The organism is Polaromonas sp. YR568 (assembly GCF_900116715.1).
In the GTDB taxonomy this organism is placed as follows: domain Bacteria; phylum Pseudomonadota; class Gammaproteobacteria; order Burkholderiales; family Burkholderiaceae_C; genus Polaromonas.
The window spans coordinates 51,458-78,456 of record NZ_FPBM01000006.1 but is presented as its reverse complement, the minus strand read 5'-3'; the positions used below and the strand labels follow the sequence as shown (position 1 = coordinate 78,456).

Below are 26,999 nucleotides of genomic sequence, written 5' to 3'. Positions count from 1 at the left end.
CCATCAGGCGCCGGGGTAAAACGGCTTGCCGATGGAGCTGGGCATGTTGATGCGTATCCACAAGGGGTTGCGCGAAATCAGCACCAGCACCACGATGGTGGCCAGGTAAGGCAGCATGCTCAGGAACTGCGTGGGCACATCCAGGCCCACGCTTTGCAGGTGAAACTGCAGCATGGTCACGCCGCCGAACAGGTAAGCCCCAAGCAACACCCGTGCCGGGCGCCAGGTGGCAAAGGTGGTGAGCGCCAGCGCGATCCAGCCCTTGCCGGCGATCATGCCCTCTACCCACAGCGGCGTGTAGACCACCGACACATAAGCCCCGGCCAGCCCGCAGAGCGCGCCGCCGGCCACCACGGCTGCCAGGCGTATGCGCCGCACCGGGTAACCCAGCGCATGCGCCGATTCGGGGCTCTCGCCCACCGAGCGCAGCACCAGGCCGGCGCGCGTGCGGTACAAAAACCAGATCAGCCCGGCCGTCAGCGCCATCGCGATATAGACCATGGGGTGCTGGCGGAACAGCGCCGGGCCCGCCAGGGGGATGTCGGCCAGAAAGGGGATGGGGTATTGCGACTGCTCGGGCAACTTCTCTTGCACATACTTGATGCCGGCAAAGGCCGAGAAGCCCGCGCCAAAGAGGCTGAGCGCAAGCCCGGTGGCGTACTGGTTGGTGTTGAGCCAGATCACCAGCACGCCGAAAACGGCCGCCAGGAAGGCCCCCGCCGCCATGCCGGCCGCAAAACCCAGCCAGCTGTTGCCGGTGTGCACCACGGTGGCAAAGCCGGCGATGGCGGCGCACAGCATCATGCCTTCAGCGCCCAGGTTGACGATGCCGGCTTTTTCATTGATGAGCAGGCCCAGCGCGGCAATAGCCAGCACGGTGCCCGCACTCAGCGTAGAGGCGATAAGCAATGCGGTGGAGTCCATCAGCTGGCTCCTTTCAGGACGTCGGTTGAAGGAGGCGTGGCCACCGGCATGGTGATGGGTTTGGCCAGCTTGAGGCGGTAGGCAATAAGTGTGTCGCAGGCCAGCAGGCTAAAGAGCAGCAGGCCCTGGAACACACCGGTGATGGACTTGGGCAGGCCCAGGCGCGACTGCGCAAGCTCGCCGCCTATATAGAACATGCTCATCAGGATGGCCGAGAACACCACACCCACCGGATGCAGCCGCCCGACAAAGGCCACGATGATGGCCGCAAAACCGTAGCCCACCGGCACATAGGGCGTGAGCTGGCCTATGGGGCCGGCCACTTCGAGCGCGCCGGCCAGGCCCGCAGCGCCGCCGGAGGTGAGCAAGGCCAGCCACAGCGCGCGGCGCGACGAGAAGCCGGCATAACGCGCGGCGGCAGGCGCCAGGCCGCTGACTTCATGCCGGAAGCCGGCATGCGTGCGAAACAGAAACAGCCACAGCCCCGCCACGCCCAGCAGCGCCAGGATGATGCCGATGTTCACGCGCGAACCCTGCATCAGGCGCGGGATCTGCGTCACGGCTTCAAAGGTCTTGGTCTGCGGAAAGTTGTAGCCGTTGGGGTCCTTCCAGGGGCCGAAGACCAGGTAGTTGAGCACCATGTCGGCCACATAGACCAGCATCAGGCTGACCAGGATTTCATTGGCGTTAAAGCGGTCGCGCAGCAAGGCGGTGATGCCGGCCCACACCATGCCGCCCATCACACCCGCCAGCAAAATCGCGGGGATGATCCAGGCGCCGGTGGTTTTGTCAGCCAGCAGCGCCACGCCACCGGCCGCGATGGCGCCGATGACAAACTGGCCTTCAGCGCCGATGTTCCACACGTTGGAGCGAAAGCACACGGCCAGCCCCAGCGCGATGATGAGCAGCGGCGTGGCTTTGACCAGCAGCTCGCCGATGGCATAGGGCGACTTGATAGGCTCCCAGAAAAACACCTGAAGGCCCTTCACAGGGTCTTTGCCGAGCGCAATAAAGAGCGCAACGCCGATCAGCACGGTAATCAGCAAGGCCAGCAGGGGCGAGGCGTAGCTCCAGAAGGAGGACGGTTGGGGGCGGACTTCGAGCTTCATGCCGAGGCCTCCATCGTGTGTGTTGTTGTTTCGGCTGTTTCAGTGGGGTGCGCACCAGGCGACCAGAGTCCGCTCATCCACTGCCCCACCAATTCGACCGTGGCGTCAGCGCGCGGCAGCGACGGCGAGAGCTGGCCCTTGGCCATCACATAGAGGCGGTCGCAGATATCGAACAGCTCTTCAAGCTCTTCGCTCACCACCAGCACCGCACAGCCGGCGTCGCGCAGCTTGAGGATTTCGCCGCGGATTTGTGTGGCTGCACCCACGTCCACACCCCAGGTGGGCTGCGAGACGATGAGCAGCTCGGGCTTGGCGTCAATCTCGCGGCCCATGATGAACTTTTGCAGGTTGCCGCCCGAGAGCGACTTGGCCACCGACTGCGGCCCGCCTGTCTTGACCTTGTATTCAGCAATGATGCGGGCGGCCTGCGCCTGCAACGCGCCGCGGTTCAACCAGCCGCTTTTTCCCACCGCCTCTTTGCGCGTGAGCAACAGGTTGCGTGCGAGTGACAGCGAAGGCACGGCGCCGCGGCCCAGGCGTTCTTCAGGCACAAAATGCAGGCCCAGCGCACGGCGGCCGCGCGGGCCACGCTTGCCGACCGCCTGGCCTTTGACATGGATGGCTTCAGCCGCGGCGCGGGTGTCTTCACCCGAGAGCGCGTAGAGCAGCTCTTTCTGCCCGTTGCCCGAGACGCCGGCGATGCCGACAACTTCACCGGCCCGCACCTGCAGCGCCACCTGGTGCAGGTCAACGCCGAATTGCTCTTCTTTCTGCAGATCGAGCTGCTTGACCTCCAGCACCACCGCGCCTGCGCGCACCTCGCGGTGTTCCAGCGCGGGCGGCTCGGCGCCAATCATGAGGCGGCTCAGCGAGGCGTTGGACTCCTGCCGCGGGTCGCACACGCCCGAGACCTTGCCGCCGCGCAGCACGGTGCAGGCGGTGCACAGCGCGCGGATTTCATGCAGCTTGTGGCTGATATAGAGAATGCTGCAGCCCTGCGCCGAGAGCTGGCGCAGCGTGACAAACAGGTTCTCAACCGCCTGGGGCGTGAGCACCGAAGTGGGCTCGTCCAGGATCAGCAGTTTGGGGTGGGTGAGCAGCGCGCGCACGATCTCTACGCGCTGGCGCTCACCCACGCTGAGGGTGTGCACAGGCCGGCCCGGGTCCAGCTGCAGGCCGTAAGCCTGGGTGGTTTGCTCGATGCGGGCCGAGACTTCGGCCAGGCTCAGGTGTTTGTCGAGTCCGAGCCAGACGTTTTCGGCCACCGTGAGGGTGTCAAACAAACTGAAGTGCTGGAACACCATGCTGATACCCAGCGCGCGCGCCTCGTGCGGGTTGCGCACCGTCACGGGTTTGCCGTCCATGGTCACGCTGCCGGCATCGGGCTTGACGGAGCCGTAGATGATTTTCATCAGCGTGGATTTGCCGGCGCCGTTTTCGCCGAGCACGGCATGAATCTCGCCGGGCTGCACGGCCAGCGAGATGCCGCTGTTGGCCACGACGCCGGGGTAACTTTTGGTGATCCCGCTCAGCTGCAGCCGCGGCGGCAGCCCTGGGGGGTTTTCAATCTGGGGCGATGGTGCTGTCATTTGTCTCTTTGGTGTCCGTTCTAGTGTCGGTCTTATAAGAATGAGTGCTTCAGCCCTTATTTGGGAACCGTAAGCAGCTATTCCTTTCGTAGCATGGCGGCCACCGACTTGACCCGTTCACGCAGCCACTTCGAGGCGTTGGAGGCGTGCGTGCGTTCGTGCCAGAGCTGGTAATACATCATGCGGGGGAACTCAATGGGGCTGGGCAGTATTTTGACCGGCAGGATGCTCGCAAAGCGTTCGCAATACTGACGGCCGGTGGTCATCACCAGCAAGCTCGATGCCACCATGGAAGGCATCAGGCCGAAATGCGGGCAGCGCACCGTGATGTTGCGCACCATGCCCAGTGAATCAAGATGTTCGTCGATCACGCCTTTGGCGCCGGGGTGCATGGCGGCGGGCGCGATGTGCTCGGATGCCAGCCAGCCGGCGGCGTCCCAACCACGGCGCACGGCCGGGTGGTCTTTGGCGACCAGGCACACCACGTCGTCGCCGAATAGGCGGGCCATGTGCAGCTCGTCCGACGGGGCAGACCAGTTGCCGATGACCAGGTCGGCATCGCCCTTCGCCAGGTGGGAGCGGTAGTCGGACTCGGACGACAGCGGCTGGATTTCAATATGGCAGCGCGGGGCCTGCGACTTGATCTGCGCAACCAGCTGCGGCAAAAAGAGCGGGTCCATATAGTCGCTGGCCGCCAGGCGAAAGGTGATCTCGGCGGTGGCCGGGTCAAAACCGCGGGCGTCACTGAAAAGCATGCCGGCTGCGCGCAGGATGCTGGCCGAGGGCTCGATCATGCGCAGGCCGGCATCGGTAGGCACCATGCCTGAGCCTGAGCGCACCAGGATGGGGTCTCCCGCCAGCACGCGCAGGCGCTTGAGCGCGGCGCTGACAGCGGGCTGGTACATACCCAATTTGATGGCGGCGCGTGATACGCTGCGTTCAGTTAGCACGGTGTTTAAGACCCTGATGAGATGGAGGTCTATCTTGTCGAAAAGCGCCTGGTCTTTCATACCTTTTCACCCATGCGGTTGATACGCGCTTTTGTATGCTGGCCTCGGCGCGACTGTTTTAATCTGAAGCATGTCTGTCCCATCTTTATCCCAATCCATCCGCTTCATCAGGCGGGGCGAGGTCATTTCCGTCAGCAATGTACCACCCACCCGTACATTGCTGGAGCTGCTTCGCGAGGACCTCAATTGCACCGGCACCAAGGAGGGCTGCGGCGAAGGCGACTGCGGCGCCTGCACAGTCGTACTGGGTGAAGCGGCCGGCGGCGAAGTCCAGTACCGGGCGATTAACAGCTGCATACGGCTGGCGCATTCGGTGGATGGGATGGCGCTGTGGACGGTGGAAGATCTTGCAGCGCAAGACGGCGCCTTGCACCCCGCGCAGCAAGCCATGGTCGACAAGCATGGCTCCCAATGCGGCTTCTGCACCCCCGGTTTTGTGATGAGCATGTTCGGCATGTACCAAAACCATGTCTGCAAGGGCGAAACCATCACGCGCGAGCTGGCACAGGAAGAACTCTCGGGCAATCTCTGCCGCTGCACCGGCTACCGGCCCATCCTGGACGCCGCGCAGGCCATGGCGGCGCTGCCGCCGGCCGCAGTTGACGAAAATGTTTTGCTACAAAAACTGAAGCTGCTTGCGCCCGCCAATAAAGGGCTGCAGCCTGATTCGGCTTACCAATCGCCCCACACACTGGCCGGGCTGCTGCAAGCCCGCGCAGACCACCCCCAAGCCCAGCTGGTGGCCGGCTGCACCGACGTGGGCCTGTGGGTGACCAAGATGCACAAGCAGTTCGGCCAGGTGCTGGACGTGACCAAAGTGCAGGAGCTGCGGCAGGTGGAAGACTACCCGCATCACATCGCCATAGGCGCGGCCGTCACGCTGACCGACGCCTACACCGCGCTGGTCAAAGACCGCCCGCAGCTGCATAACTTCGCCACCCGTTTTGCCGGCCTGCCGGTACGCAACTCCGGCACGCTGGGCGGCAATGTGGCCAACGGCTCGCCGATTGGCGACTCGATGCCGCTCTTGATTGCCCTGAACGCGAATGTGGTGCTGATGAGCGTGCGCGGCCACCGCGAGCTGCCGCTGGAAAAGCTTTACACCGGTTACCGCCAGAATGTGATGGCGCCCGATGAGGTGCTGGCCTGGATCAAGGTGCCCAAGGCCCAGCCGCGGGAGGCCATGAAGGTCTACAAAATCTCCAAGCGCTACGACGACGACATTTCCGCCGTCTGCCTGGCGATCAATCTGCGCATTGAAGGTGGCCAGGTCGTAAGCGCCTCGATAGGCGCGGGCGGCGTGGCCGCCACGCCGGTGCGCGCCGTCAAAACCGAAACCGCCCTCACCGGCCAGCCCTGGACGCAGGCCACCGTGCAGCAGGCCATGGCTACGCTGCGCGCCGAGTTCTCGCCGATTTCCGACATGCGGGCCACGGCCGCTTACCGCAGCCAGGTGCTGGGCAATTTGCTACAGCGCTACTGGCTGGAAAGCCAGGGCCTGCAGCAAATCAACCTGGCCAGCTTCAAGCTGGAGGAGGCTGTATGAACGCCGCCAAAGATATCTCCGTCAGCCGCGATGCCGTGGCCGACCCCGACGTGCGCGAAGCCAACGCCCGCGCCGGCAGAGCACCCGCCGCCGATCCGGCTGAAAAAGCCTCGCTGGCGCGCAGGCCTGCACACACGCAGGCGGCCGGCCGTTCGACCGCCCACGAAAGCGCCCGTGCACAGGTCGCCGGCGCCGCCACCTATATCGACGACATTCCCGAAGTGCGCGGCACGCTGCATGCCGCGCCCATTCTGTCGACCGTGGCGCACGGCAAACTGCTGGGCGTTGACATCACAGCGGCCCTGGCCATGCCGGGTGTGCGCGATGTGATCCTGGCGCGCGACATTCCAGGTGACCCGGTGCTGGGCAATTTCTCGCACGACGAGCCGGTGTTTGCGAAAGACACCGTGCAGCACATCGGCCAGGTTATAGGCGTGGTGGTGGCCGACACGGTGATGCAGGCGCGCAGCGCCGCGCGCAAGGTGGTGTGCAAGATCGAAGCGCTACCCGCGGTACTGAGTGTGCAGGATGCCCTGAAGGCCGAAAGTTATGTGCTGCCGCCGGTGTTTGTCAAACGCGGTGATGCGGCAGCGGCGCTGAAGAAGGCCGCGCACACGCTGCACGGCACGCTGGAAGTCGGCGGCCAGGAACACTTCTACCTGGAAGGCCAAGTCGCCTACGTGGTGCCGCAGGAGCAACACCAATGGCTGGTGTATTCCAGCACTCAGCACCCGGGCGAGATCCAGCACTGGGTGTCGCATGCGTTGGGCATTGCCAACCATGCGGTGCGCGTGGAGTGCCGGCGCATGGGCGGCGGCTTTGGCGGCAAGGAAACTCAATCGGGCCAAATGGCGGTGTGGGCCACGCTGGCCGCGTACAAACTCCAGTGCGCCGTCAAGCTGCGGATGGACCGCGACGACGACTTCATGGTCACCGGCAAACGGCATCCGTTCGCCTATGAATACGACGTGGGTTTTGACAGCACCGGCTTGCTCACCGGCCTGAAGATCACCATGGCGGTGAACTGCGGCTTCAGCGCCGACCTCTCGGGCCCGGTGGCCGACCGCGCGATCTTTCACGCTGACAACGCCTACTTTCTGGAAGACGTGGAGATAGCGTCTTATCGCTGCAAGACCAACACGCAGAGCAATACCGCCTTTCGCGGTTTCGGCGGCCCGCAGGGCATGATCGTCATCGAGGCCATCATGGGCGACATCGCCCGCACACTGGGCCTGGACCCGCTGGACGTGCGCAAGCGCAACCTCTACGGCATCGGCGAGCGCGATGTGACGCACTACCAGATGAAGGTGGAGGACAACATCCTTGACCCCCTGCTGTCCAGGCTGGAGCAGACATCCCACTACCGCCACCGGCGGGAAGCCATTTCGGCATGGAACCAGGGCAGCCCGGTCATCAAACGCGGCATCGCCCTCACGCCCGTCAAGTTCGGCATCTCCTTCACCGCCACGCTGTTTAACCAGGCCGGCGCGCTGGTGCACGTGTACACCGACGGCAGCGTGCAGGTGAATCATGGCGGCACCGAAATGGGCCAGGGCCTGAACACCAAAGTCGCGCAGATCGTGGCCGACGAACTGGGTGTGCCCTTTGCGCAGGTGCTGGCCACCGCCAGCGACACCAGCAAGGTGCCAAATGCCTCAGCCACCGCCGCATCGGCCGGCACCGACCTGAACGGCCGCGCCGCGCAATACGCCGCCCGCAATGTGCGCGACAACCTGGCGCAGTTTGTGGCGGGCCTGGACCACTGCGGCGCAGGCGCTGTGCGCTTTGTGTGCGGGCCGGACGGCGGCGAAGTCATCACACCCGAAGGCACACGGCCCTTCACCGAGGTCGTGAAGCTGGCCTATGCCAACCGCATCCAGCTGTGGAGCGACGGTTTTTACCGAACGCCCAAAATCCACTACGACAAAACCACCCTGACCGGCCGGCCGTTTTATTACTTCTCCTACGGCGCAGCCTGCACCGAGGTCGCCATCGACACGCTAACCGGCGAAAGCCGCGTACTGAAAGTCGACATCCTGCATGACGTGGGCACGTCCATCAACCCGGCCATCGACATCGGCCAGATCGAAGGCGGCTTCATCCAGGGCATGGGCTGGCTCACCACCGAACAGCTGGTGTGGAACGACAAGGGCCTGCTCACCACCCACGCCCCCAGCACCTACAAAATCCCCGCCACCGGCGATGTGCCCGAGCATTTCAAGGTCGACCTGTGGCCCGAACCCAACCGTGAGGACAACGTCTTCGGCAGCAAGGCGGTGGGAGAGCCGCCCCTGATGCTGGCGATCAGTGTGTATGAGGCGATGCGGGATGCGGTGGGTGCAGTAAAGACTGGAGACCAGCCTGTGGTGATGGCTGCGCCGGCGACGGCGGAGAGTGTGCTGAATTCTGTGACGGTCGCCCTCTAATTCGAACCTTTCTTCAAACTCTTCTGTTCCTTGCGTGCACCAGCTTAGCCCTCTTGCTCGGCGATGAGTTTGGCCTCCGCCAATTCGCGCGCAACATCGATCCATCCTGCCTCAGTAGCGTACTTGACCATCCGTTCCACAGTACACGTCGGCGCGGCGCGGCGCAGCGACTCAGGTACATCCACCGGTCGCATCTTCCACGGAAGTAATGCGTGGCCGAGTTCAGACGCATGCCGACTCAAGAAAGCTGCGATCCGGAACCCACCTTCGTCGACATCACCCCAATGAAACACCGGCGTCCCGACCGGAATCCCAGAGAGCAACCTAAGGTACATCGCTAGCCAAGCCGGGGAAGGCATTCCAGCGGTGTAGATACACAGCATATTGGAGTCGCAGTGCTGACGCGCCCAGCCATGAAACGTGGTCTGGTTCTCAATGGTCAGGACTTGGCTGGGTGTGAACTCGATGCCCAGAACGGTCGATGGAGGCAGTGCGCAGTAGGGGCGATCGAGCGGAAACGCTCCGCGCTCTCGACGGACCACAATGTTGCCCGCCAAGCGGGAAGGCTGCTGCTCCCGGTAAAGGCCGAGCTCCTGTAACACCTCCGCTTCCGGGCGCGCATCTTCCTCAACATTGCCTGACAGCAGCACATCGAGACATGGCAACAGGGACTCAACGCGCTTGCTGTCCTTGAACAACCTCGCACTGGCATCACGCACCGGTGTTTCCGTGACACCGAGCCCGATCTGGTTCTGGCAATAACCGATGACGTCACAAGCCATCACCCAGTTGGCGGCGTTGTCAGGTCCGACTCCGCGGACCTTCTTAAGTCTCTCCCAGCTAGACAGGACGTCGAGAAGCACCGGATGCTCCACGGAACGCTGAATAAGAGCCTGCCTGGCCGCTTTGACTTTCGTGGCATAAGGCACCCCGCCGAGCAAGCTGGCCAGCTTTACAACGTCAAGCAACTCGATGCGCTCGATAAGCCCCTGCGGGTCCATTCGAGGGCGGCGGAGTTCAACTGCACCCTCCGCCTGGGCATAAGCCATCACGGCTTCGAAGTCTTCCTTGGCCTTCAGACTGCGCAGTTTTCCGTACTCGGACAGCGAGGATCCCGTCAGCACGGGGCGCCGCGCGGCGACACCGGCGTCATACCTGTCGGCGGACTTCAGCAGACGTTCTAGTGCTTTTCTGGCAAGCGGATGCATTTCGACCTGATCACTGCTGCTCATGCTGCGACATCCTGCGCTGCACTGATCTGCGGCTGATATTGCCGCCTGATCTCCTCTTCAACCAGCTCCTTGTTGAACTCTGGGAGATCAGCACGGAACATCTCGCGTGTCCCAGGTGACACGTCGTGGCCTTCGAGCACCACTACATTGCTCTCAGCGTCACGCATGATGTCATAGTACCGATCAAGGAAGGCCGTCAGGCTACCCAACGCGTCACCTGTGCTGGCCATGAATATCTGCAGGCCCAGCTCTTCGAAGTAGCGCATAGTGGCTACGATGTTCCTTGGATCCATCTTGATGAAGGCCTCGTCGATGACCAGCAACCGGATGCCCGTGTCGTCGCCGCGTTCCAGCCGGTATGCCGAGGACAGAGCAGCGCCTGCGATCACGTACAGCGGTGCTCGATGCTCACCACCGGAGCCCGACCCAACGCGCTTGCTCAGCCAACCTATGTGCTTGGTCGCACCGGTGGAGGCTTCCTCGCGGAGCACCTCAATGTCGAAGTCGAAAAACTCGCGATAGTCATCCAGCGGGGACTTCACTGCCGCAGCGCCGATGATCGTTTTCTCGCGCATCAGCTCTTCAAACTCCTTGGGCAGTTCACCGGCCCCGCCGAGTAAGTCCTCGGTAGGGCCGTACTGGGCCACGTCCTTGATGAACTTCAGCAGCACGGAAAAGGCTGGCCGCACATGTGAGCGGAACTGGTAGCGCTCATTATTGGTGAACATAGGCGCCAGACGCAGGGCCTCGTTCATCCGGTTGACCGTATCGCTCAACCACTCAAGATGCTCGTGTAGCGCCACCGCGACATCATTGCGGAAGGTACTCTTGGCGGCGCTCAAGGCATCTTCCATCCGGGCCTTGTTCTCGCGCAGGCCGGTCTCGGTCAGGATTACGACGCGAGCTTCCAGCCAAGCGCGCCCGCTGCGCCAGTCGTCTTGGGTGCCCGCCGGCATGAACTCGTTGTGTCTGACGAGAAAAGCTGACAATTTCTGCATGGCGCTCGATGCCTTCTGTCGGGAATCTTCCTTGGCCCCGTTGCTACGGCGATTGCAATCGATGACGATCTCTCGATAAGGGAGAGCTTGGCGGGTCAGTAACCTTTCCCACTGGTCCGCCGCGTAGTCGGCGTCATAGCCCTCGACCGCGCGAGCCGCGTCGGCAATTTCCATCTGAGTGACGGCCCAGGCCTGCTTCTTCTTTGTCTCGTCACTCTTCTGCTGGCATGCGGTCTCTGCCGCGCCAACCGCCTGGGCCGCAGCAAGGAGCTGCTCACGCATCTTGATCACGGCCACCTCCGCCTCCGCGGCCGCTTTGACGAGTTGACGATACTCCTCGGTGTCTAGAGCCTCCAGGCGCCGCGACAAATCTGCCTCGTCGGCGGCCTCCTTGGCCACCCGATGGAAGATCTCAAGAATCTCGTGGACCTTATCTTGCTCCCCACCCACGAACGGGCCAAGATTGTTCAAGAGCACCCTGAGCTTCGCGTACCTGTCCTTAAGCACGGCAATCTGATCTTGGAGTTGGTGTGCTCGCTCAGTGATCGAGCTGCGCGTCGCCGTGGAGGTCGGGCCAATCTTGAAGAAGGCGGGATTCGCTGGCTTCTTGCGCACCATCTCGCCGTCGGCCAGCAACATGCCGTCTCTGGTCATCGCAAATCGATGGGCGAAGCACTCGTCCTCAGTCTCGGCTCGCTGCGTGTCGCCGAACTTGGACCGCAGATAGTTGACTGCGGCGGTACTGTTGCCGCTAATCAACTCAGCGACGGCACCGCGCCTAGGACTACCGCGATTGGAGAACTTGCTGGGCATCACGACCTTCGCTTCGTAGACCCCAGCTTGACGTGACACCCGGAAGGCTTTGCGCTCTTCAGCCTCGTCGACCAGCAGTGCCTGCATATTCGACGCGCCCAGATAGGACTCAATGGCCGGTTGCCATTCCGGAGCGTCGATGCGAACCAAATCGCAAACCGGAGTGGCTTCCACCCCAGCGTTGGCAAGCGCACGCTTGAGTGCGGCAGCCGGCCCGTCGAGAGGCGGCTTTCCCTTAGCGATCCGCTCTTGGTTTTCCTGCACGGCAGCCAGCTCGGCCTCGGCTTCCATTTGCGCGCGGCCGACGGACTGCATCTCCTCGAACACCTCATTGCTTAACAGCTTGGCTGCACGCAGCGCCCTCCGAACCGTTGACTCCACCGCGTCGCGACTTCCAACCTTATCGCCCTCCAACAAGGCGTGGACGTCCTTGAACGCCAACCCTGTGGCTTCGGCGCTATCGGCCACGAGCTTGCCCGGAATCTGCACGTCGATGGCCCTCCCGATGGCATTGATGCTGCGATGCAGCACCGCCCTTTGTTCAGTAAGCCGACTTTGGGCTCCCGCAAGGCTCTCGCTCAGCAATGAGGCGTCAGCATGGGACACGTGCTTGTCGCGGTCAGAGATGCTGTCGCGTGCGTGTCCCTCAGCAGCTTCGACCTGACGACTCACCTCGTCACGCCGAGCATTGGCGGTGTCGAAGGCCGTTGTAGCATGGCCTTCAGCTTCCTCTGCTGCTGTCACCTCCTCATTGGCGACTTCAAGTTCGGCCGCCTGGGCCAACGCGGCGAGCGAGACCGAGTGACTATTACGCCGATGCGCATCGACAAAGTCAGCCTCGATCACCTCGGCCTCATCGAGCTTGGCCTGCACGCTTCGCACCAAGACCGCCATCTCCTGGAAGGTGTGCAGCACCTCCTTGAAGCGCTTGATGTTGGTTGGCCTGGTCTCCAGCACTTGTTGGCGAACGATGTCGTCAACGCTCCTGTCGAACTTCATGCGCAGGCCGAAGCGGAACGCCTGGCGATAGGCATCTACACGAGGCGCGCCGCGTGCCCCCCTCAGCCGGAACAACATCGCGCTCACAAAGCGCTCGGAGTCGTGAAAAAGCACTTCCTCCCCATGGGCGCGCTGTGACAGCATCTGTCGAAAATTTCCCCACTGTCGAGGACGTGGTTCTCCATCGACAAGCTCCAGGTGATCGTTGAGCGTCAGATCCACCGGGATGACGTATCGACCGAGGATGTCGGGCTTCTCGCGGTCAGCGCTCACGTAGATGCACACACCTGTCGAAACGATCTCCTGGGTCAGAGTGTCTTCCCACACCAGGGTGATGTATGTATTGGCGCTATCGCGCACGCGCGCATCCGGGGAGTCACCGAATTGCCCCAAACAGTAGCTGCGGATGTTGCGACTGTTGTGATTCGACTCGTCTGCCTGGGCGTTGAAGGCGACGCCGGTGCTCCCACGGCTCTCGTTGGCGCCCAACATGACGATCTGAACGGCGTCCAGTAGCGAAGACTTGCCACTGCCATTAGCACCGAAGATACCGCAAGTCATGCCCACGTCTACGTCGCGCATCTCATACAGGAAGAACTGGACCACACGAATCCGGATTAGCTTCTTCATACGGCATCGCCCTCTGCTGCCGCGGAGGTGACCACGCGGTCTAAGCCATCGACCTCGGCTTCAGGACTGGTAAAGAGGGCTATCCGCGCCAATGCCGCCTCTCCCAGTACTTCGGCGATACCAGGACGAATGATGACCACGTAAGGCTGGTCTGCATCGCGCCCGAACTGATCACCGTCCTCCTCCGATATCCTGGCAATGCCCCAGCGCCGCATCCACTGCATGAGCGTGGTAAGTTTTCCTCCAGTGGCCAGTTCGCGACCGCTCGTGGTCTGTTTGTACTTGACCTCCAGCGTGACGAGATCACACGCCACCTCTCCGTTTTCGTCGTGATGCCCGGAGCGCGTCTCTTCATCGAAAATCTTCCGCAGCACCAACGCAAGCAATGTCTGATCAACGGTAAGTGGCGAGCTTTTGACGTGCTTGGGAATTGCACACGCATAGCGCAGTTGGCTGTTGACTCGCACAACATAGCCCAGAGGATCGAGGGCTCGTTTGAAGTCGCGCTCGAAGTCACGGATGAGCCCGTAGGCCACCTTGCTCCCACGGTCTGCGGCGTATAGCACCTGCTCGGTGACCAGCCGGTTCGCCGCCCCCTCGAACTCATCTTCCGTGACCACATTCTTAGTGGCCTCAACCGCATTCGCCCAAAAACTCATGAGCTACCTCCTTTGCTTGCCTTAGTTGTTCTCGCAATCGCAAAGGGAAAGTGAGAAATGCCTTTACTCTGGTCTTCTTTGCCTTCCATTCGGACTGTGGTGAATCCACTACTTGTCGCTCGAGCGTTTGCGTGAAGCAGCTTGCTCGACGTCGCGTTCGCTGCAGCGATCGCGCACAAGACCTGAAGGGCCCGTACAGACTCAATGCGGTCTACCTGGAGCGCGAGGCTGTGGATAGAGTCGGCCTCACCGAGCTGCTGGCGTACGTAGGCCGCGAGCTTGGGCAGTGACATAGTCCGCCGATCCCGAGCCATCAGGGCCAAACGTGCGCGAGCCTCTTGCTCCGCCGACATAATCTGCTTGCGCAGCCCGCTGGGAGGAGCACGCTTGCTCTCGACGCGAGGAGACGCCAGCCGTTCGCCCGCGACGCAATCGCCCGGCGCAAACGGTGCCATCGCGGCAGCTTTGCTACCGTGCTTGACGACGGTGTCGATGGCCTGGCCAATCAGTTCGTCAAGAGGCCGGGCAGCCCGCAGACGGTAATCCAAATAGGCTAGAGCCAGCTTGTTGGCACGCCGAATTTCGTCGTCCAGGCGGTCTAAGTACTCGTCGATACGGCGGAGGTCTTCCACCCTCTGAATGTCGCGTTCGAACATGGCTTCAGCACGGGTGGGCTCGCGGCCTGCCTGCTTCTCGAGGTACCACTGGATCAGCCGGGCCCGTAGGTCTGGCGTCTGCTGGACGTGAGCCGCCAGGCGCAGGATTTCCTGGCGCCGGGCCAGCGGGTGTTCGCGTGTGCGTAGTTCCTTGTAGTCGCCGATGAACATGCGCTCGACGTAGTCGTCAAAAAAACGCCGCACGAACTCGCCGGTGGCATCGACACGGCCGATCTCCAGCATCAGATCGCGCACATTGGTGCCGGCTATGCGGACGTGTTCGAGCAGGGCCCGAGACTGCCGAGCCGCCTCCTGTAGCGATGCGCCGTCCGTGTTCTCGTCGAGCAGCAGCTTCAGATTGGCCTCGATGCTGCGGATTTTTCCGGAGACGAATTCCGGACCAGTGTGGGCGAACTCGACCAAGCGGTTCATAAAATGAGCGACGGCCGGTGCCATGGTTACCATCTCGCGCACGCCTACCCGGTCCACTCGAATCCATCCCGCGTCGCGTAAACGGTTAAAGACCGTGATGGCCCGAATCGCCAGTGGGGTGGCCGGCGTCACGTCGTCGCCTTCTGGGGCCCAATCCTGGTATTGAAGTTCCTCGGCGATGTCGGCTGTGATCTCTCGCATCAGGAAGCCGATGCTTGGTGGCAACGGCGCCTCTGGCCCGAAGCGCTTGGCATGCAACGCGCACAGCAGTGACCAGTATTGGAAGCGATTGGCTGAGGCCAGTGGTGTGAACAGCCGATCAGGCAGGCGCTTGAAGAGCGGCGGATAGCGCTCGGCAGCCTTCTCCTGGCGAATTTGGTCGGTCAGGTCATCAATAGCCATCCCGGCACTCCTCCGTGCTCTGAACCACTAGCGGATAGTCGGAAGGAACCTACCGGCTTGCTTGAATGCGAGCAACTTGACCGGCAACGAACTTTCCCAATTTAAGGGCTCTCGCAAGGAATCGGCTTTCGCTGCGAAACGAACTTCTGGCAAATGTAGCCGCCATCGAGTAGGCCTGTCCATCCTCCAAACGGGGGGCTTCCGCTTTAAAGCATTGCGCGATGGCTATCGATAGCTACCCGTACACCTCATCAGCACCTCACGCTGCCTTCATTTCTAGAAACCCCTTCAGCGTCTGCGAATCGTTATCCGCACGCCAGGCCAGGAAAAACTCAGTCTTGGCCTTGGTACCCAGCAAGTCGCGGTAAAGCACATGCTGCATGCGCAGGCGCTGCATGGACTCGGGGACGATGGCGATGCCGACGCCTGCGGCGACCAGGCCGACGACGGTGGACATGGGATACACCTCTTGCACGATGCGTGGTGAAAAGCCGGCGGCTTCGCACATGCGTCGCAACTGCTCGTGAATGGCGGGTGCTTCGCTGCGGCTGAAGAACACAAAGTCTTCATCGGCCAATGCCTTCAGGGCGACGGCTTGCTGGCCCGCAAGCCGGTGGTGGGCCGGCAGCGCCACCATGAAGTCTTCTTTGAACAGGCTGCGTGTGACAAGCTTCGCGTCGGTAATGGGCTGACGAATGATGCCGATATCAATGTCGCCGTTCTTGAGCATGACGGTTTGTTTGGCCACCGTGGCCTGCTGCACCGACACGGCCACTTGAGGGTAGAGCTGGCGATAGCGGCTGAGCAAGGCAGGCACCGAGGTGTAGAGCGTGGAGCCGACAAAGCCGATGCGCAGCGAGCCGGTTTCTCCGCGCTGGGCGCGGGCCACCACGTCCTTGATGCCGCCGGCCTGGGCCAGCAGGCGGCGTGCCTCGTCGAGCAGCGCATGGCCGGCTGGCGTCAGCGTTACCTCGTGCGATGAACGGGCCAGCAGCACGGCGCCCAATTCCTCTTCCAGCTTGGCGATCTGCCGGCTCAGCGGCGGCTGCGAGATGTGCACGCGCACCGCGGCGCGGCTAAAGCTCAGCTCTTCGGCCACAGCGACGAAATAAGACAGCTGGCGCAAATCCATGAGAATCCTTTGAATACCTTTCAGGTATAGCCAATGACTTCATTATGCATTGGACAGCATGAATATCGGGGCCTAGCATCCGTCTCATAACGAATGCTTCTGGAGACAAACATGACCCTTTCCCTTCACGCCGCAGGCCGGCGCCGCCTGCTGTCGCACAGCCTGAAATTCGCCACGCTGGCGCTGGCTTTGTCGACCGCCTGGGTCCAGCCCGCGACGGCCCAGACCTACCCGAACAAACCCATCAAGCTGATCGCGCCGTTTGCCGCGGGCGGCGCGGCCGACACGGTGGCACGCATCCTGGTGCCCAAACTCTCTGAGGCGCTGGGCCAGCCCATCATCATTGACAACCGCGCGGGCGCGAGCGGCGCCATTGGCTCTGCCTTTGTGGCCGCAGCTCCGGCGGACGGCTATACCCTGCTGATCAACCTGGGCCCACCGCACCAGACGGTGCAGTTTTTTACCAAGGGCGTGAAGTACGACCCGGTGAAAGACTTCACGCCAATCGCGCAGGTGGCCACGGCGCCGCAGGTGATGGTGGTGCCGGCTTCGTCACCGTTCAAGTCGGTGGCTGATTTCACGGCGGCCGCCAAGACGCCCAAGGCCCTGGCCTACGCAACCTCCGGCTCAGGCAGCTCACAGCACCTGGCCGGCTTGCTGATGGCCCACAAGTACAAGCTCAGCCTGACCCATGTCGGCTACCGCGGCGGCGCACCGGCGCTGACCGATGTGCTGGGCGCGCAGACCGACGCCGGCATCCTGGTGCTGTCGAATGTGTTGCCCTATATCCAGTCGGGCAAGCTCAGGGCATTGGGCCTGGTCGAGAACCACCGCAGCAAATCGGCGCCCAGCATTCCGACTCTGGCAGAAAGCGGGCTGACGGGCTTTTCGGTGCCCGATACCTGGGTTGGCGTGATGGGGCCCAAGGGCCTGCCGCCGGCCATCGTGCAACGCCTGCATGCCGACATCAGCAAGACCCTGCGCAACCCGGACGTGCTGGCGCAGCTGCAGCAAGCGGGCTATGACGTGGCGGAGGCGACACCCGCGCAGTTCGGCAAGCAGCTAGCCGACAGCACCGAGATTTACCGCTCCATCGTCAACAACTCCGGCATCACCCCCGAATAACTCCCGAATAACTCCCGAATAAAACCCGAATAAGCAACCCCGGCCACATGGCCAGAAAGACTCTTTTCATGACTCGCCCCACCGCCGCCGGCCCGCAGACCGCCGCTTTCCCCCGCACCACCGTCGTGCTGACTTTCCTGATGGAGAACTGGTCTGAAGGCAAGGCGCCACCCTACTCGCCCATGACCAGCCCGCCCAAGCCTGGCGCGGTAGACCGAGCGGGCATTTTGTGGGCCAACTACGGCGGCCAATCGGGTATTGCGCGGCTCATGCGCATCGCCGGACAACACGGCGTGTCGGGCACGGTGTGCATCAACGCGCGCTCGGCGGAGCTGTTTCCGCAGACGGTCAAACACATCGTGGCGTCGGGTTTTGAAATCGGCGGCCACAACTACATGCAGGACGAAGTGCTGTCGGGCCTGAGCGAGCCTGAAGAGCGCGCCTTGATCCAGAAGAGCCTGCGCATCCTCACCGAAATCTCGGGGCAGCGCCCCACAGGCTGGCTGAGCTCGGTGATCGCCACAACCGACAAGACCGCCGACCTGCTGGCCGAAGAAGGCCTCCTTTGGCACGGCGACTACAACGACATCGACCAGCCGCACCAGGTCAAGACACGCTCGGGCAGCATCGTGGCGATTCCGCACAGCGACTATGCCGACAACCGCGTGCTGCGCGGTGCGCCGGACGACTGGTTCAACTGCTACAAGGACATGTTCGACTACCTCTACCGCAAGGAACCGGGCTCGCTGATCAACATCACGATGCACGGCAACTTTGGCGGCCGCCCCTTGATGGCGGCGCAACTGGACAAGCTGCTCACCTATATCCGGGCTCATGACGAAGTCTGGATGCCCCGGCATGACGAGTTGGCCAACTGGGTCAACAAACACAGCGTGCAGGAAACGCCTTTCACGCAGCGCTTCGCTGCTTGAGCTGCTTTTACACATACCGACCACAGGACCCCCGAGACATGATCACCGAGACTGAACGCCGGCAAGCGGCGGACGCACTGCTGGAAGCGGGCCGCACACGCCAGCCGATACGCCAGGTCAGCCACACCTGGCCCGCGATGGAAATTGAAGACGCCTATGCGGTGCAAAAACTCTGGGCCGACAGCAAGGTGACGCAAGGCGCGCGCATCGTCGGCCACAAGATCGGCCTGACCTCACGCGCGATGCAAATGGCCTCGAAGATGACCGAGCCCGACTACGGCATGCTCATGGACGACATGCTGTACGTGGATGGCGCACGCATCCCGGCGGCAAACTTTCACGCACCGCGTCTGGAGGTGGAGCTAGCCTTTGTGCTGGGCAAACCGCTGGGCGGCAAACACGTGACGATTTATGACGTGCTGGACGCGACGGCGTATGTGACGCCCGCGCTGGAAATCATTGACTACCGCACCGAGGTGCCGCGCGCCATCGTCGACACCATTGCCGACAACGCGGCGGCTGCCGCCATGGTGACGGGCGGCCGTGTCGTCAGGCCCATGGACATCGACCTGCGCTGGGTCAGCGCCACGCTGTCCAAAAACGGCGTCATCGAAGAGTCGGGCGTGTCCGCCGCCATCATGGGCCACCCGGCCATGGGCATTGTCTGGCTGGCCAACAAGCTGGCGCTGCATGGCATCACCATGCAGGCGGGGCATATCCTGCTGGCGGGTTCGTTCACGCGGCCTACGGCGGTCTCGGCGGGCGACACGATTCATGCGGACTTCGGGCCCTTGGGTTCTATCGGCGTGTCCTTCAGCTAAGAGCGCTCTAAACTGCGCACTCATCAAGCTATAAGGTCCAACCATGGAATTGCCAGTCAACAACTTCAGAAAAATGCTGCGCGCCGGGCAGCAGCAAATCGGTCTGTGGTGCACGCTGTCCAGCCCCTACGGCATCGAATTGCTGGCGGGCTCCGGCTATGAATGGCTGCTGCTGGACACCGAGCACTCGCCCAGCGACGTAACCAATGTGCTGGCCCAGTTGCAGGCTGTCGCGCCCTACCCGGTCTCGGCCATCGTGCGGCCCGCCTGGAACGACCCGGTGCTGATCAAGCGTTACCTCGACATCGGCGCGCAGACGCTGCTGATTCCGTACGTGCAAAACGCCGAGGAAGCCCGGCAGGCGGTGCGCAGCATCAACTACCCCAGCACCGGCGGCGTGCGCGGCGTTTCCGCGTTGACGCGGGCTTCGCGCTTTGGCCGCGTGTCGAACTACGCCAAGACCTGCCAGGACGAACTGTGCCTGTTGGTGCAAATTGAAACCCTGGAAGCGCTGGACAACCTGGAAGCGATTGCAGCGGTGGAGGGCGTGGACGGCATCTTCATCGGCCCCGGCGACCTGGCCGCCAGCATGGGCCACTTGGGCGAGCCGGGCAACCCGGCCGTGGTCGCGAAGATAGAGGACGCCATACAGCGCCTCAAGAAATGCGGCAAACCCGCCGGCATCCTGACGGGGGATGAGGCTTTTGCGCAGCGCTGCATGTCACTGGGCACCACCTTTACCGCCGTGGGCGTGGATGTGGGCCTGCTGGCCCGCTCAACCTCACAGCTGCGCCAGCGCTTCGGCGTCTGAGCCGGCGCGCCGGGTATCAAACCCGGCTGTAAAACCCTGAGTCGCCCCGCACGCCCAGCTTTCTGCGGAAGGTGGCCGGGTCAAACCCCTCTTCTTCAAACACGCGCTGCATCACGGCCTGGGCGGAGGCCACTGCCTGGGCGTTGGCCCATTCGACCACCGTCACCACGTTGAACTCGCCGTCTCCACCCGTCTGGGTGAGCACATGCTTTTGCTGGCAGCCCGGCAAGGTGGCCAGGGTCTGGTGGGCGCGGCGCATTTGCGCAATGAACTCTGGCAGCGACTCTGACGGCACGACAAATTTGTCGACGCGAAACACGGCTGCGGACGCGTCGTTCTGGGCTTCATGGGGCATTTTGAAAAATCTCCTTGAAAAGATACGGGCCGGGTTCAGCTCGTAGACAGGAGCTTAGAACCTCAAGTAAAGTTGAGGTCAAGCACTATTTGTGCACTGTTTGCGCATTGCTTGCAAGGAGCCCCTCATGACCTCTCCGCTGGAAGAAGCCGGCCTCTTCCCCACACTCTCGGTCGGCGACATGGCGCGCCGCAGCGGCGTGGCGGTGTCCACGCTGCACTTCTACGAAACCAAAGGCTTGATCAGCAGCACCCGCACCGACGGCAACCAGCGCCGCTATGCGCGCGAGATGCTGCGGCGCGTCGCGTTTGTGCGCGTGGCGCAGCGTGTAGGTATTGCGCTGGCCGACATTGAGGCCGCATTGGCCACCCTGCCCGCCCGGGCCGCGCCCAGCCGCGAGGACTGGGCGCGCCTGTCAGCCGCCTGGCGCAAAGACCTGGACGAGCGCATGGCGCAGCTCAAAAAGCTGCGCGACACGCTGGACGACTGCATAGGCTGCGGCTGCCTGTCGATTGACAAATGCCGGCTGCGCAATCCCTTGGACAAGCTGGGCGACAAGGGCGCGGGGCCGCAGCGGCTGTGGATCAAGGGCATGGCTGACTGAATCGGTCGCCTTATCAAACCGCCCTTAAACAAGCGGGTGGAATAGATCCAGCAACATCATCAGCACCGCAAAACCCATCACCACCACACCGCCCCAGCCAAACCAGGTGGTCTTCAGGCCCGAGGTGAAATTGCCCATGACCGACTTGCGGCCGGCCAGCAGCATCAGGCCCGCCATGATGGGCACGGCCACCACACCGTTGATCACGGCGCTCCAGTAGAGCGCTTTCATCGGGTCGATGGAAGTGAAATCCATACCGGTGCCCACCACGGTGGCGATGACGATGATGGCGTAGAAGCGCTTGGCCTCGTACCAGCGGCGCTCAAGGCCCTCGGGCCAGCCAAAGGCTTCGGCCACCGCATAGGCGGCCGATGAAGCCAGCACCGGCACCGCCAGCAAACCGGTGGCGATGATGCCGCCGGCAAACAGCGCAAACGCAAAGTCGCCAGCCAGCGGCCGCAGGGCTTCTGCCGCCTGCGCGGCCGAGGTCACATCATGGATGCCCGCCGCATACAGCACCGCGCCGGCCAGCACCATGATGAAGAAGGCGACGGCATTGGAGAAAAACATGCCAATGAAAGTGTCGCGCCTGACGCGGCGCAGGTCGTGCCGCACTTCTTTCTCTGACCCATGCCCGGCGCCCTTCAGGCGCAGCTCTTCGACTTCCTGCGAGGCCTGCCAGAAGAAGAGGTAAGGCGAAATCGTGGTGCCCAGCAGCGCAACGATCATCATCCAGTAGCCCGAGGTCCATTGCAGCTTGGGGATCACCAGATCATGCAGCACCTGGGCCCACTGCACCTGCACCAGAAACACGGCAATGACATAGGCAAAAAGAAAGAGCGTGAGCCACTTCAAAATGGGCGCCAGCTTGCGGTAAGGCACAAACACCTGCAGCAGCACGGTAATGACGCCGAAGGCCACCGCATGGAAGTGCTCGCCACCACCCACCGCCAGTTGCAGCGCCTCACCCATGGCGGCAATGTCTGCGGCGATGTTGATGGTGTTGGCAATCACCAGCAAAAACACCATGGCCATCAAAAAAGCGCGCGGCGTGTGCTCACGCAGATTGGCCGCCACACCTTTGCCGGTGACGCGCCCAATGCGGGCGCTGACCAGTTGGATGGCGATCATGAAAGGCAGCGACAAAAACACCGTCCAGAGCAGGCCGGTGCCGAACTGCGCCCCCGCCTGCGTGTAGGTGGCGATGCCCGATGGGTCGTCATCGGCAGCGCCGGTGACAACGCCTGGGCCGACATGGCGCAGGAAGGAGGGGATGCGGTTCAACATGGCCGCGAGGCTAACACGGCCAGGTGCGGCAAAACTGAGGCCAAACTTAAGTCGTACAAAGACCTCGCGAAAGCGTCCATTCCGGCGCCGGCCAGCGCGGAAAAGCGACAAACTTCATCGCCGGCCCGGCATTCCCGGCAGGCGGGCTGGCCTGAAAAAGGCCAAGCGCGTAGGATGCCTTTGACGTGGCCTGCACCCACAGGCTGCTACGGAACGAGCCAGAGGAAGCTTCGCGCGAGCGGGGACTTCACGCCAATGACCGGAGGAATGCCCCATGACAGTCGCACCACGTACCGGCGGCGATGCCGCAGCGCGCACGGCAAGGCCTGAAGGAGCCGCATGATGGACAGCGCCGTCATCAGCCTGCTCGGGGCCTTCCTGCTGTCCATCATCGGCCTGTTCGTTTTTATCTGGTCGCTGCGCAAAGGGCTGCTGGTGGAGAACCCGGCGGCCGCCTCGGTGATCTTCGCGCGTGGCGAGGTCGGCCAGGTCGACGACCCGGCCTTGCACGGCACCGCGCAGGCCTCCATGCAACAGGCGGTCAAGGAAGGCGACATCCAGACCCACGCGGCCGACGCGGCCGAGCTGCTGGACCGCATCACCTCAGACCGCTCCACGGCCTTTCCAGTCTTCATGTTCATAACCTTTGCGTGTATGTGGCTGATCGTGGGCTCAGTTGCCGGATTGATTTCATCCATCAAGCTGCATGAACCCGACTGGCTCACCGACTATGCCTGGCTGACTTTCGGCCGCATCCGCACCGTGCACCTGACTGGAGTGCTCTACGGCTGGATCACCAATGCCGCGCTGGGCATGGTGGTGTGGCTGCTGCCGCGCCTTTTGCGCACTCGCCTGTATGGCGCCATCTGGGTCATGCTGGGCGGCGCGCTCATCAACATGGGCATTGCCGGCGGCATTGGCGCCATCGCCACCGGCTGGAACGACGGCATGGAGTACCTGGAGATTCCGTGGCAGATCGCGATCTTCATGTTTGCCGGTTTTGCGCTGGTGATCCTGCCGGTGCTGTACACGCTGGTCAACCGCAAGGTCTCGCATCTCTACGTCAGCGTCTGGTACATGACGGCCGCGCTGCTGTGGATCGCCCTGCTCTTCCTGGTCGCCAAGATGCCCGGCGTGCACACCGGTGTGCAGCAGGCCACCACCAACTGGTGGTACGGCCACAATGTGCTGGGCCTGTGGTTCACGCCGGTCAGCGTGGGCGCCATTTATTACTTCCTGCCCAAGGTCATAGGCCGGCCCATACGCTCCTACAACCTGTCGCTGCTGGGCTTCTGGACGCTGGCGTTTTTCTACGGGCAGGTCGGCGGCCACCACCTGATAGGCGGCCCGGTGCCGGGCTGGCTGATCACGCTGTCCATCGTGCAGAGCATCATGATGGTGATCCCCGTGATTGCATTCACCATCAACATGGCCACCACCATGCGGGGGCGCATGCACCTGGCGCGTTATTCACCGACGCTGCGCTTCATGATGTTCGGCGGGCTGATGTACCTGGCCTCTTCAATACAGGGCTCGCTCGAGGCGCTGCGCAGCGTCAACCAGGTCGCCCACTTCACCCATTTCACGGTGGCCCACGCGCACCTGGGCGCCTATGCCTTTGTCACCATGGTGCTGTTTGGCGCCATCTACTTCATGATGCCCCGGGTGCTGAACTGGGAATGGCCCTACCCGAAACTGATCACCCTGCATTTCTGGCTGGCGGCCGTGGGCGTGATGATTTATTTCGTCGGCCTCACCATAGGCGGCTGGCTGCAGGGGCTGGCCATGCTGGACGCCGCGCAGCCCTTCATGGCCTCGGTCGAGTTGACGCTGCCCTATCTCAAATGGCGATCCGTAGGCGGCAGCCTGATGGTGCTCAGCCATCTGGTGTTCGTCGGCCACTTCCTCGCCATGGCGCTGCGCTTCGGGCCTGGCCGGGCGGGCGCCGCCCTGTTCTGGCCCAACGACACACGAAGCGCTGAACTGGGGGCCTCACATGGAAAATGAAGTCAAGCTGGCCTCGGGCGCCATGGTGGCGCTGGGCGTTGCCACGGCAGCCCTGGTGGTGATGCCCTATATGCAGGTGCGCGACATCAAGCCGCCCGCTCAGCTCAAGCCCTACACCAGCGCGCAGTTGCGCGGGCGCGAGGTCTACATCGCCAACGGCTGCGTCTATTGCCACAGCCAGCAGCCGCGTGACCGCAACTTCGGCCCCGATGCTGAACGCGGCTGGGGCCGGGCCTCGGTGCCGGGCGATTACTACTACGACAAACCGCACCTGCTGGGCAGCATGCGCACCGGGCCCGACCTCTTCAACATCGGGGTGCGCCAGCCCAGCAAGGACTGGCACCTGGGCCACCTGTACCAGCCGCGCGCCTACGTGCCCGGCTCCATCATGCCGTCCTACCCCTACCTCTTCGTCGTCAAGGACGCCAAAGACGCCGAGAGCGAAGGCGAAACGCCGCTGGCCCTGCCGCCCGCCTACGGGCCCAACGTGGGCCAGGTGGTGGTGCCCACGCCGCAGGCGCTCGACCTCGTCAAGTACCTGCAAGGCCTGAACCACACCTACCCGGTGCTGCCGCCCGCCCCCAAGCCCTGAGCACACGAGGTGATCCCATGTTGAACGACAACGACAACAAGACATCCGAGAGCCGGGCGCAGGAGCGGGAGCAAGCAGAACCCTCCGAAAAAAGTCAGCCCATTCCGCTGATCTTTCTGGCCGGGGCGGCGGCCCTGGTGCTATGGGGCGCGGGCTATATCGTGCTGTCCGGCTCCTTCGGCCGCGCCGACCTCGGCGACAGGCGCACCGTTGCGGACTTGTCGGGCCCGGCAGCCCCAGCGCCGGGCGCATCCGCCAACGGCAAGCAGCTGTTCACCGCCAATTGCGCGGCCTGCCACCAGGCCAACGGCAAAGGGCTGCCGGGGGTGTTTCCGCCGCTGGACGGCTCTGAATGGGTAGCCGGTGACGAGCGCATCGTTGCCAACATCCTGCTGCACGGCGTGACCGGGGAGATCACGGTTATGGGCACAAACTTCAAGGGCGCCATGCCGGCCTTCGCGCAACTCAGCGACGCCGAGCTGGCCGCAGTGGCGAGTTATGTCCGCGCTGAGTGGTCGAACAAGGCGGACCCTATCAAACCCGAGCTGTTTGAAGCCGAACGCAAGGCCGGCACACGCACCACGCCGTTTAACGGCGGCGCCGAGCTCAAGGCGCTGACGGCCAAGGCCTCCTAGGCCTACCGACCCTGCCGATGTTTCGCACCGCCCTGCTGAGCCTCATGCTGGCCCTGGGGGGCTATGCCACCGCCGCATGGCTGACGCACGGCTTCCAGGTCTGGACGGCCGAGGGCGCACGCCGGCTTGAAGTCGCCCTGCAACCCGTGCCCAGCCCCGTCGTCGCCATGGACGGCGCCGGCATCGCCCCGCAAACGCTGTCGCACTACCTGGCCGACGGGCAATCCGTCACCGTGGTGGATTTTGTCTACACACGCTGCCAGAGCGTCTGCCTGGCGATGGGCAGCAGTTTCCAGCAAATGCAGCAGGTGCTGAAGGAACGCGGCACCAAAGTGAAGCTCTTGTCGATCAGCTTCGATGACAGCCATGACACGCCGGGCGTGCTGCAGGCCTATGCGTCGAAACTGAGCGCCGACCCTGCGCTGTGGCGCTTTGTGCGCATGCAGGAGCCACAGGGCACTCGGCGCCTGCTCACGGATTTCCAGGTCGTGGTGGTGCCCGACGGGCGCGGCGACTTTGAACACAACGCGGCCTTCCTGGTCATTGACCAGAAAGGCCGGCTGGTGCGCATCTTTGACTATGCAGAGCAGCAGCTCGTGCTTGACTACGCGCAGCACCTCGCGGGCGTCAGGGTACCGTCCCCATGAAGATGCCGTCCCATCCTTCGCGCGGCGCGCTGGCCGCGATGGCCGCGGCCTTGCTGTGCCTGCTGGCCTGGCCCGGTGTGCGGCATGGGCTGGAAGCGAGCATGACGCGCCACATGCTGCTCCAATACCCCTTGCTGATGCTGGCCGGCTACCTGCTCGCCACGGCGCTGCCGGGCCGATGGCTGGCGCGCCTGAACCCGTGGAACGCCCACGGCATCAGCGGCCTGTTCGCCACCGCCGTGATGCTCGCGATCCTGATGATTCCCCGCGTGCTGGATCTGGCGCTGGTGGACTGGCGCATCGAAATCCTCAAATGCCTGGCCTTGCTGGCCTGCGGCGCCGCCATCCGCCTCTCATGGCAAGCGGCCGGTCTGCTGGTGCAAGGCTTCTTTCTGGGCAATGTGTTGCCGATGATGGTCGTCGCCGGCAACCTGTATGAAACATCACCGGTGCGTGTGTGCAATGCCTACCTGCTGGATGACCAGGCCCGGCTGGGCCAGATGCTGGTGTGGATCGCAGCGGCGATTGCCGCTGCGTGGTTTGCCTGGCTGGTCCGTGCCTTGATGCGAAGAGATGCCGCCATGCTGCCTGGCGATATGGCCGGCAAACCCGGGCTACGGTGACAC

23 protein-coding genes are annotated in these 26,999 nt (G+C 63.1%); 12 read left to right on the top strand and 11 right to left on the bottom strand.

From position 1 onward, the window contains the following. Nucleotides 1–3: 3 nt before the first annotated feature. The 4 genes from BM408_RS13975 to BM408_RS13960 all read right to left on the bottom strand — a co-directional run bounded on the left by BM408_RS13975 (nucleotide 4) and on the right by BM408_RS13960 (nucleotide 4,632). Nucleotides 4–924 (bottom strand): ABC transporter permease, encoded by a 921-nt coding sequence (locus BM408_RS13975; RefSeq protein ID WP_092130483.1) that lies wholly within the window; start codon nucleotides 922–924, stop codon nucleotides 4–6. Then, a complete protein-coding gene (locus BM408_RS13970) occupies nucleotides 924–2,033 on the bottom strand; it encodes an ABC transporter permease (protein ID WP_092130482.1) in 1,110 nt (369 codons plus the stop codon). The genes BM408_RS13975 and BM408_RS13970 overlap by 1 nt, the downstream gene beginning before the upstream one ends. After that, nucleotides 2,030–3,622: an ABC transporter ATP-binding protein gene (locus BM408_RS13965; protein ID WP_092130481.1), complete on the bottom strand. Its 1,593-nt coding sequence runs from the start codon at nucleotides 3,620–3,622 to the stop codon at nucleotides 2,030–2,032. Before BM408_RS13965 ends, BM408_RS13970 begins: the two co-directional genes overlap by 4 nt. Before the next feature lie 77 nt (nucleotides 3,623–3,699). Beyond that, on the bottom strand, nucleotides 3,700–4,632 hold the full coding sequence (locus tag BM408_RS13960) for a LysR family transcriptional regulator (protein ID WP_092130480.1): 933 nt from the start codon (nucleotides 4,630–4,632) through the stop codon (nucleotides 3,700–3,702). A 70-nt stretch (nucleotides 4,633–4,702) separates the two neighbouring features. On the opposite strand from BM408_RS13960, the gene xdhA reads away from it, so the two are divergent. Then, a complete protein-coding gene (xdhA, locus tag BM408_RS13955; RefSeq protein WP_092130479.1) occupies nucleotides 4,703–6,178 on the top strand; it encodes a xanthine dehydrogenase small subunit in 1,476 nt (491 codons plus the stop codon). Beyond that, nucleotides 6,175–8,604 carry a xanthine dehydrogenase molybdopterin binding subunit gene (xdhB, locus tag BM408_RS13950; protein ID WP_092130478.1) on the top strand — a complete coding sequence of 810 codons (2,430 nt, stop codon included), beginning with the start codon at nucleotides 6,175–6,177 and terminating at the stop codon, nucleotides 8,602–8,604. The genes xdhA and xdhB overlap by 4 nt, the downstream gene beginning before the upstream one ends. Before the next feature lie 44 nt (nucleotides 8,605–8,648). Here xdhB and BM408_RS13945 read toward each other — a convergent pair whose 3' ends face one another. The 5 genes from BM408_RS13945 to BM408_RS13925 form a co-directional block, all read right to left on the bottom strand. Further along, nucleotides 8,649–9,836, bottom strand: coding sequence for a Wadjet anti-phage system protein JetD domain-containing protein (locus BM408_RS13945; protein ID WP_092130477.1), 1,188 nt, complete (start codon nucleotides 9,834–9,836; stop codon nucleotides 8,649–8,651). Next, nucleotides 9,833–13,276 (bottom strand): SbcC/MukB-like Walker B domain-containing protein, encoded by a 3,444-nt coding sequence (locus BM408_RS13940; RefSeq protein ID WP_092130476.1) that lies wholly within the window; start codon nucleotides 13,274–13,276, stop codon nucleotides 9,833–9,835. The genes BM408_RS13945 and BM408_RS13940 overlap by 4 nt, the downstream gene beginning before the upstream one ends. Then, entirely contained in the window at nucleotides 13,273–13,935 is a 663-nt protein-coding gene (locus BM408_RS13935) for a DUF4194 domain-containing protein (RefSeq protein WP_092130475.1), read from the bottom strand. Before BM408_RS13935 ends, BM408_RS13940 begins: the two co-directional genes overlap by 4 nt. Then, a complete protein-coding gene (locus BM408_RS13930; RefSeq protein WP_092130474.1) occupies nucleotides 13,932–15,425 on the bottom strand; it encodes a Wadjet anti-phage system protein JetA family protein in 1,494 nt (497 codons plus the stop codon). The genes BM408_RS13935 and BM408_RS13930 overlap by 4 nt, the downstream gene beginning before the upstream one ends. Before the next feature lie 259 nt (nucleotides 15,426–15,684). Continuing rightward, nucleotides 15,685–16,557, bottom strand: coding sequence for a LysR family transcriptional regulator (locus tag BM408_RS13925; protein WP_092130473.1), 873 nt, complete (start codon nucleotides 16,555–16,557; stop codon nucleotides 15,685–15,687). Between the two features lie 111 nt (nucleotides 16,558–16,668). Here BM408_RS13925 and BM408_RS13920 point away from each other — a divergent pair, with 111 nt between their 5' ends. The 4 genes from BM408_RS13920 (at nucleotide 16,669) to BM408_RS13905 (ending at nucleotide 20,246) form a co-directional block, all read left to right on the top strand. Further along, on the top strand, nucleotides 16,669–17,682 hold the full coding sequence (locus tag BM408_RS13920) for a Bug family tripartite tricarboxylate transporter substrate binding protein (RefSeq protein WP_175541797.1): 1,014 nt from the start codon (nucleotides 16,669–16,671) through the stop codon (nucleotides 17,680–17,682). A gap of 68 nt (nucleotides 17,683–17,750) precedes the next feature. Then, nucleotides 17,751–18,614 carry a polysaccharide deacetylase family protein gene (locus tag BM408_RS13915; protein ID WP_175541796.1) on the top strand — a complete coding sequence of 288 codons (864 nt, stop codon included), beginning with the start codon at nucleotides 17,751–17,753 and terminating at the stop codon, nucleotides 18,612–18,614. Nucleotides 18,615–18,652: 38 nt separating this feature from the next. Continuing rightward, the gene (gene hpaH, locus BM408_RS13910) at nucleotides 18,653–19,435 is read left to right on the top strand and encodes a 2-oxo-hept-4-ene-1,7-dioate hydratase (RefSeq protein WP_092130470.1); all 783 of its coding nucleotides are present in this window, start codon (nucleotides 18,653–18,655) and stop codon (nucleotides 19,433–19,435) included. A 43-nt stretch (nucleotides 19,436–19,478) separates the two neighbouring features. Then, the gene (locus BM408_RS13905; protein WP_092130469.1) at nucleotides 19,479–20,246 is read left to right on the top strand and encodes an aldolase/citrate lyase family protein; all 768 of its coding nucleotides are present in this window, start codon (nucleotides 19,479–19,481) and stop codon (nucleotides 20,244–20,246) included. A 16-nt stretch (nucleotides 20,247–20,262) separates the two neighbouring features. On the opposite strand, the gene BM408_RS13900 is transcribed toward BM408_RS13905, so the two are convergent. Then, complete coding sequence (locus tag BM408_RS13900) at nucleotides 20,263–20,601, bottom strand: antibiotic biosynthesis monooxygenase (RefSeq protein WP_092130468.1); 339 nt, start codon at nucleotides 20,599–20,601, stop codon at nucleotides 20,263–20,265. 127 nt (nucleotides 20,602–20,728) lie between these two features. On the opposite strand from BM408_RS13900, the gene soxR reads away from it, so the two are divergent. Next, entirely contained in the window at nucleotides 20,729–21,205 is a 477-nt protein-coding gene (gene soxR / locus BM408_RS13895; protein WP_092130467.1) for a redox-sensitive transcriptional activator SoxR, read from the top strand. Between the two features lie 24 nt (nucleotides 21,206–21,229). On the opposite strand, the gene BM408_RS13890 is transcribed toward soxR, so the two are convergent. Beyond that, a complete protein-coding gene (locus tag BM408_RS13890; RefSeq protein WP_092130466.1) occupies nucleotides 21,230–22,492 on the bottom strand; it encodes an Nramp family divalent metal transporter in 1,263 nt (420 codons plus the stop codon). A 342-nt stretch (nucleotides 22,493–22,834) separates the two neighbouring features. On the opposite strand from BM408_RS13890, the gene BM408_RS13885 reads away from it, so the two are divergent. The 5 genes from BM408_RS13885 to BM408_RS13865 are packed head-to-tail and all read left to right on the top strand — an operon-like array spanning nucleotide 22,835 to nucleotide 26,996. Continuing rightward, a complete protein-coding gene (locus BM408_RS13885) occupies nucleotides 22,835–24,499 on the top strand; it encodes a cbb3-type cytochrome c oxidase subunit I (RefSeq protein ID WP_092130465.1) in 1,665 nt (554 codons plus the stop codon). After that, nucleotides 24,489–25,091, top strand: a complete 603-nt coding sequence (locus tag BM408_RS13880; RefSeq protein WP_092130464.1) for a cbb3-type cytochrome c oxidase subunit II — start codon at nucleotides 24,489–24,491, stop codon at nucleotides 25,089–25,091. Before BM408_RS13885 ends, BM408_RS13880 begins: the two co-directional genes overlap by 11 nt. Nucleotides 25,092–25,108: 17 nt before the next feature. Then, nucleotides 25,109–25,726 (top strand): c-type cytochrome, encoded by a 618-nt coding sequence (locus BM408_RS13875; protein ID WP_092130463.1) that lies wholly within the window; start codon nucleotides 25,109–25,111, stop codon nucleotides 25,724–25,726. Between the two features lie 17 nt (nucleotides 25,727–25,743). Continuing rightward, nucleotides 25,744–26,373 carry an SCO family protein gene (locus BM408_RS13870; RefSeq protein WP_092130462.1) on the top strand — a complete coding sequence of 210 codons (630 nt, stop codon included), beginning with the start codon at nucleotides 25,744–25,746 and terminating at the stop codon, nucleotides 26,371–26,373. Beyond that, a complete protein-coding gene (locus tag BM408_RS13865; protein WP_092130461.1) occupies nucleotides 26,370–26,996 on the top strand; it encodes a hypothetical protein in 627 nt (208 codons plus the stop codon). The genes BM408_RS13870 and BM408_RS13865 overlap by 4 nt, the downstream gene beginning before the upstream one ends. The last annotated feature ends 3 nt before the right edge of the window (nucleotides 26,997–26,999 follow it).

What these genes read in the sequence shown, in the direction of transcription:
- BM408_RS13975 (WP_092130483.1), bottom strand. Translation starts at nt 924, where the DNA reads ATGGACTCCACCGCATTGCTTATCGCCTCTACGCTGAGTGCGGGCACC.
- BM408_RS13970 (WP_092130482.1), bottom strand. Translation starts at nt 2,033, where the DNA reads ATGAAGCTCGAAGTCCGCCCCCAACCGTCCTCCTTCTGGAGCTACGCC.
- BM408_RS13965 (WP_092130481.1), bottom strand. Translation starts at nt 3,622, where the DNA reads ATGACAGCACCATCGCCCCAGATTGAAAACCCCCCAGGGCTGCCGCCG.
- BM408_RS13960 (WP_092130480.1), bottom strand. Translation starts at nt 4,632, where the DNA reads ATGAAAGACCAGGCGCTTTTCGACAAGATAGACCTCCATCTCATCAGG.
- xdhA (WP_092130479.1), top strand. Translation starts at nt 4,703, where the DNA reads ATGTCTGTCCCATCTTTATCCCAATCCATCCGCTTCATCAGGCGGGGC.
- xdhB (WP_092130478.1), top strand. Translation starts at nt 6,175, where the DNA reads ATGAACGCCGCCAAAGATATCTCCGTCAGCCGCGATGCCGTGGCCGAC.
- BM408_RS13945 (WP_092130477.1), bottom strand. Translation starts at nt 9,836, where the DNA reads ATGAGCAGCAGTGATCAGGTCGAAATGCATCCGCTTGCCAGAAAAGCA.
- BM408_RS13940 (WP_092130476.1), bottom strand. Translation starts at nt 13,276, where the DNA reads ATGAAGAAGCTAATCCGGATTCGTGTGGTCCAGTTCTTCCTGTATGAG.
- BM408_RS13935 (WP_092130475.1), bottom strand. Translation starts at nt 13,935, where the DNA reads ATGAGTTTTTGGGCGAATGCGGTTGAGGCCACTAAGAATGTGGTCACG.
- BM408_RS13930 (WP_092130474.1), bottom strand. Translation starts at nt 15,425, where the DNA reads ATGGCTATTGATGACCTGACCGACCAAATTCGCCAGGAGAAGGCTGCC.
- BM408_RS13925 (WP_092130473.1), bottom strand. Translation starts at nt 16,557, where the DNA reads ATGGATTTGCGCCAGCTGTCTTATTTCGTCGCTGTGGCCGAAGAGCTG.
- BM408_RS13920 (WP_175541797.1), top strand. Translation starts at nt 16,669, where the DNA reads ATGACCCTTTCCCTTCACGCCGCAGGCCGGCGCCGCCTGCTGTCGCAC.
- BM408_RS13915 (WP_175541796.1), top strand. Translation starts at nt 17,751, where the DNA reads ATGACTCGCCCCACCGCCGCCGGCCCGCAGACCGCCGCTTTCCCCCGC.
- hpaH (WP_092130470.1), top strand. Translation starts at nt 18,653, where the DNA reads ATGATCACCGAGACTGAACGCCGGCAAGCGGCGGACGCACTGCTGGAA.
- BM408_RS13905 (WP_092130469.1), top strand. Translation starts at nt 19,479, where the DNA reads ATGGAATTGCCAGTCAACAACTTCAGAAAAATGCTGCGCGCCGGGCAG.
- BM408_RS13900 (WP_092130468.1), bottom strand. Translation starts at nt 20,601, where the DNA reads ATGCCCCATGAAGCCCAGAACGACGCGTCCGCAGCCGTGTTTCGCGTC.
- soxR (WP_092130467.1), top strand. Translation starts at nt 20,729, where the DNA reads ATGACCTCTCCGCTGGAAGAAGCCGGCCTCTTCCCCACACTCTCGGTC.
- BM408_RS13890 (WP_092130466.1), bottom strand. Translation starts at nt 22,492, where the DNA reads ATGTTGAACCGCATCCCCTCCTTCCTGCGCCATGTCGGCCCAGGCGTT.
- BM408_RS13885 (WP_092130465.1), top strand. Translation starts at nt 22,835, where the DNA reads ATGGACAGCGCCGTCATCAGCCTGCTCGGGGCCTTCCTGCTGTCCATC.
- BM408_RS13880 (WP_092130464.1), top strand. Translation starts at nt 24,489, where the DNA reads ATGGAAAATGAAGTCAAGCTGGCCTCGGGCGCCATGGTGGCGCTGGGC.
- BM408_RS13875 (WP_092130463.1), top strand. Translation starts at nt 25,109, where the DNA reads ATGTTGAACGACAACGACAACAAGACATCCGAGAGCCGGGCGCAGGAG.
- BM408_RS13870 (WP_092130462.1), top strand. Translation starts at nt 25,744, where the DNA reads ATGTTTCGCACCGCCCTGCTGAGCCTCATGCTGGCCCTGGGGGGCTAT.
- BM408_RS13865 (WP_092130461.1), top strand. Translation starts at nt 26,370, where the DNA reads ATGAAGATGCCGTCCCATCCTTCGCGCGGCGCGCTGGCCGCGATGGCC.